This window comes from Microcystis sp. M49636_WE2, assembly GCF_030065375.1.
GTDB classification, from domain to species: domain Bacteria; phylum Cyanobacteriota; class Cyanobacteriia; order Cyanobacteriales; family Microcystaceae; genus Microcystis; species Microcystis aeruginosa_C.
Genome location: NZ_JASJFG010000738.1, coordinates 1 through 4,689 on the forward strand (window position 1 = coordinate 1; position 4,689 = coordinate 4,689).

Genomic DNA, 4,689 nt, shown 5'->3' on the forward strand with positions numbered 1-4,689 from the left:
TGAAAGAGCTGCCGTTAAATGTTCGAGAGTGGGACTGTCCGAACTGTGGGACACACCATGACCGAGATATTAACGCCAGTAAAAATATTTTGGCCGCAGGGCTTGCGGTGTCAGTCTGTAGAGCGACCTGATGACCAGAACAGAGTAAATCTGTTAAGGCAGGTGCGGAACCCCGCAAGGGAAAGAAGCAGAAACCTAAATCGTGAGGTTTGGGAATCGCCGTCCGTTTTACGGCGGCGAGGATGTCAAGCTAGGCAGGTTGCCAACAATCCTCACGAGTCAGACGAATTTGGGCAAGGGCAAAAATAGTCGGGATAATCCGGCCGTAATCAGTGGCGATCGCCTTCCAACCGAGATCAGCAATAAACCAACCCCATAGAGCCGGTCCCACCAAACTTAACACGGTTCTGACCGCTCCGTAGCGGGCCGCCGCCCGAGTCATGCCCTGTTTAGCCGTTTGTAGGGCGATTTGATTAGCAATTGCCCCACCCTGGACTAGGGCAGTCTTTGCCCCTTGATAGCGGGCAAAATGGAGAGCGAACTGCCCGGCGATATGTTTGAGCAGAATCGGTTTCAGGATAGAATTAACGGCGATGACGCTACTGCCTTTGAGGACTATATCGAGGGGATTATGTTGTAGGTGAACGGGTAAGGGTTGGAGAGTGTGGGAATCCGCGAGCGCCTTTTGAATTTGAATCGAGAGGGATTTTTGTTCCGATGGGGGGAGACGTTTCCAAGCTTTGTTAACCAGATGAAGATAGATTTCCGCTTCAATTTCCGTTGTCGGCATTTTTTGGGAGTAGGGAACCTTGAGGAAATGACAGACACGGACGAGAATTTGACGATAACTAACTTTTTCGGTTTGACCTTTTAATACTGTCACACCATCGGCAGCCAAATAACGAAAACGATCCTCGACGCTATCTAACCAACTATCCCAATCTTGACTTTGAACGGCGATTGCGTCCGGCGCTCGTAGATAATCGAGAGGGTTAAAACGACGGCAAAAGAGGATGTTAGTGATTTGCTGTAGTTCCTCCTCGGTGGCTAACTCCAAAGCTGTGCGTAGTTCGTCCAATGTGGTTTGTCCTCCTCAGCCCCAATAATCAACTTAGTTTCGCTAGTGCTGATTACTACTAATATTAACTCAAGGGTTCACAGGATTAGGAAGGCTAGTGACAAATTTTTCGATTAATGTTGGGATCATTGGTGCGGGTTTAGCCGGGTTAACCTGCGCTCGTCAGTTGTGCGATCGAGGTTATACTGTTAAGCTATTTGATAAGTCTAGAGGCATTGGTGGTCGTTTAGCCACGCGACGGGTTAATCGAGCCAATCAAGAGATGGCTGTGGATCATGGCTTGCCTTTTTTGACTATTCAGGGCGAAAAAACGGCGGCTTTAATTGATAATCTCCTGAGAGAGAATATAGTTACTTCTTGGTTTGATTCTAGCTATGTTGCTCCTTCTGGCATCAATAGCGTGGCGAAATTTTTAGCTCAAGGTTTAGAAATTGAACGAGATTTTCTGGTTACTCGTCTGGAAAATCGTCAAGGAAAATGGGTTTTAAACAATAACGGTCAAATTCGGGGGGAGTTTTCGGTGATTGTCCTGGCTATTCCCGCCCCGCAAGCAGCGTTATTGTTAGAAAACTCTCCCATAACTACTATGCCAGAATTGCGATCGATCGTTTACGATCCCTGTTTAACGGTAATGGCAGCTTATGGCGATTCTTTACCCGCAGTTGCTCCCTCCACCGATATCGCTTGGTTAGGACTTGATAGCAGTAAACGGCAATCATCCCCTGATTATGTCTTTGTTGTGCATAGTAGTGGAGATTTTGCGGTTAAATATCTCGATAGCGAGGATTTAGAAGCAGTTAAGCTAGATTTGCTCTCTCGTGCTTCTTTGCCTCTCCCCGATTGGTCTCAGCTGCACCGTTGGCGTTATGCTTTAGTCCGTCAGGGTTTAGCTGTACCCTGTTTAAGTGTTAATAGTCCTTTACCTCTAGTTGCCTGTGGTGATTGGTGTCAAGGAGGAGATTTATCGAGAAATTCTTCCCTAGAAACGGCCTTAACTTCTGGGATAGCGGCGGCTAATCAAGTTCAGCAGCTACTCTCTTAAGAATCTAGAGACAGGTTTAAATTCTTAGGTTAAGCATAAGTTAACAAAAGTTTAAATATATAATAATGTAGATATCCTATACTGGGGGGTCGGTAACAATGGAAAAATTCAATTCTAAAGATAACTTTCTCTACCCTAAAACCAGCTACAGGGGTTTATTCACGCCACAAAATTTAGTTTTTAACGCTAACTTGCAGGAATTCGCCCTGAGAGTCTCTTTTATCGCTGGTTTACACAGTGGGGGAAAGCTTACCTCCACGGAAGCTTACGAGAAAATTAACCAGCTTTGGCAAGAGTTGAATACCAGTCAAAAATTCCTACTAGCTAATCATTTTGAGGATCACGGAGATTGAGAGATGGGGGTTTTTCAGTGATCAGTAAACAGTAATTAGTATCTAAAGTGCCACAGTAACAAAAGTGGGTCAAGTAGTTCTTAGTTATGTCAGAGCTTTCTGACCATAGCTGGCTTTCATCTTCTAGATAAAAATGTTACCAAAAGACAAAAACGGGTAATTCTCCCGCTACAATGTAATATTGAGTTGTCAAGAGAACAGTAAAAGAACTGCCAATTGCATCTAGATGCCCCAATATACTACTAAACAAGCAACGGAAAACCCTGTTGTGTCCGACCAGTCGGCCAAGAATCCCTTTTCACTATTTGGTCAATTTTGGGAAAGCCTAAAAATTGTGGCTCAACCCTATTGGTATCCAACGGAGTTAAATGGACGTGCCTTTGGAGATGTGATCATTTCTTGGGGAATGTCAGCTTTGATTCTTTTAAGTATCTTGGCAACGGTGGGGGTAGAAGCTTTTAGTAGCTACTGGAATCGTTATGTACTCGATATTATTATTGAAGATAGAGATCTTTCTAAATATCTAAATACGCTGTGGTTATCCAGTTTGTTGATTATAGGAACAACGGGGTTATTTGCTTTTTCTCAATTTATTCGTCGCAAAGTAGCCTTAGATTGGTATAAGTGGTTAACGAAACAAACCGTCAAAAAATATCTCAATTATCGCGCTTATTATAACATTGATTTTACCTCGAACTTAAAAAATCCCGATCAAAGATTATCTCAAGAAATTGAACCAATTACGACCATGACCCTAAGGTTGTTAATCACCTTCGTGGAAAAAGGGTTACAAATGATTACTTTTGCGATTATTCTTTGGACAATTTCTCGGCAAATTGCGGTTTATCTAATAATTTATACGCTCGCAGGAAATTTAATAGCAATTTATCTAACTCAAGAATTAAACAAAATTAATCAATCTGAACTTAATAATAAAGCTGATTATAATTATGCTTTAACCCATGTGCGTAACCACGCCGAATCCATTGCTTTTTTTCAGGGAGAAGAGCAGGAAGAAAAAATCATTGAAGGCCGTTTTGAACGGGTTATTCAAAGCTCGGAAAAACTGATCAATTGGGAACGGTTTAATAATCTTTTTAATCGGGGTTATCAGTCAGCGATTAGTGTATTTTCAATGTTTATTTTGACCCCGATGTTTATTAAAAATGAAATCGATTATGGGGAAATTAGTCAAGCGAGTTTATGCTGTTTCCTTTTTTCTAATGCCTTGGGACAATTAATTACTGAATGGGGAACATCGGGTAAAGTTTCAAGTTATATTGAACGGTTAGCTACCTTAACAGATGCCTTAAAAGTTGCCAGTGAAGAGCCGAAAAACTTAAGTCGTATTATCACCCTGGAAGATAATCGTCTAGCTTTTGAAAATTTTACCCTACAAACTCCCGATTATGAAAAGGTAATTGTGGAGAATTTATCGGTTTCTGTTCCTTTGGGAGAAAGCCTACTGATTATTGGCCCCAGTGGTCGAGGAAAAAGTTCCTTGTTACGAGCAATCGCCGGTTTATGGAAAGCAGGTAGCGGCCGTTTAGTGCGTCCTCCTTTAGCTAAAATGTTATTTTTACCCCAACGTCCTTATATTATCCTTGGCACTTTACGCCAGCAATTACTTTATCCCCATACCAATGAGCAGGTGAGCGATGAAGAATTAGAAAACATCTTAAAAAAAGTCAACCTGCAACATTTATTAACTGACAAAAATACCTTAGATAAACAAGTCAATTGGGAACAGATTTTATCTCTGGGAGAACAGCAAAGATTAGCTTTTGCTCGACTATTAATCACTAAACCCACTTTTACTATCTTAGATGAAGCAACCAGCGCTTTAGATTTGGCCAATGAAGCCAGCTTATATCAGCAATTACAGGCAAGTGAAACCACTTTTATTAGTGTTGGTCATCGGGAAAGTTTATTTAATTATCATCGATGGGTCTTAGAGTTAACAGAAAATTCCCATTGGCAGCTGTCAACTGTAGAAGATTATCAGCGCAAAAAAGTTAATGACCTGGTCATGACATCAAAAAAATCAGAAAATTTCTCGGCGGTAAAAATAGAGCCTTTGTCTGAGGTTAAAACTGAGCATGATGCGGAAATTGCCGGAGTTTCTGAAATAGCCGAAGGTTTGTCCCATCAACAAATGCAGTCCCTAACTGATTATTCTTTAAGTAACGTTCGGAGTCGTGCCAGTTTAGGTAAAA

The 4,689-nt window shown here is 41.7% G+C and carries 4 protein-coding genes and 1 pseudogene; 4 read left to right on the plus strand and 1 reads right to left on the minus strand.

Annotated elements, in window-relative coordinates:
• Positions 1-206: pseudogene (locus tag PX484_RS25825) on the plus strand (zinc ribbon domain-containing protein); the annotation flags it as partial.
• Positions 207-250: 44 nt separating this feature from the next.
• Here PX484_RS25825 and PX484_RS16895 read toward each other — a convergent pair.
• Entirely contained in the window at positions 251-1,078 is an 828-nt protein-coding gene (locus PX484_RS16895; RefSeq protein WP_287766067.1) for a YaaW family protein, read from the minus strand.
• A gap of 97 nt (positions 1,079-1,175) precedes the next feature.
• Here PX484_RS16895 and PX484_RS16900 point away from each other — a divergent pair, with 97 nt between their 5' ends.
• From PX484_RS16900 to PX484_RS16910, 3 genes are all read left to right on the plus strand, one after another.
• The gene (locus tag PX484_RS16900; RefSeq protein WP_288104859.1) at positions 1,176-2,120 is read left to right on the plus strand and encodes an NAD(P)/FAD-dependent oxidoreductase; all 945 of its coding nucleotides are present in this window, start codon (positions 1,176-1,178) and stop codon (positions 2,118-2,120) included.
• 98 nt (positions 2,121-2,218) lie between these two features.
• The gene (locus tag PX484_RS16905; protein ID WP_002740468.1) at positions 2,219-2,473 is read left to right on the plus strand and encodes a DUF7219 family protein; all 255 of its coding nucleotides are present in this window, start codon (positions 2,219-2,221) and stop codon (positions 2,471-2,473) included.
• A 226-nt stretch (positions 2,474-2,699) separates the two neighbouring features.
• Positions 2,700-4,689: ABC transporter ATP-binding protein/permease (locus PX484_RS16910; protein WP_288104861.1), on the plus strand; the 1,990-nt coding region annotated here is incomplete at its 3' end.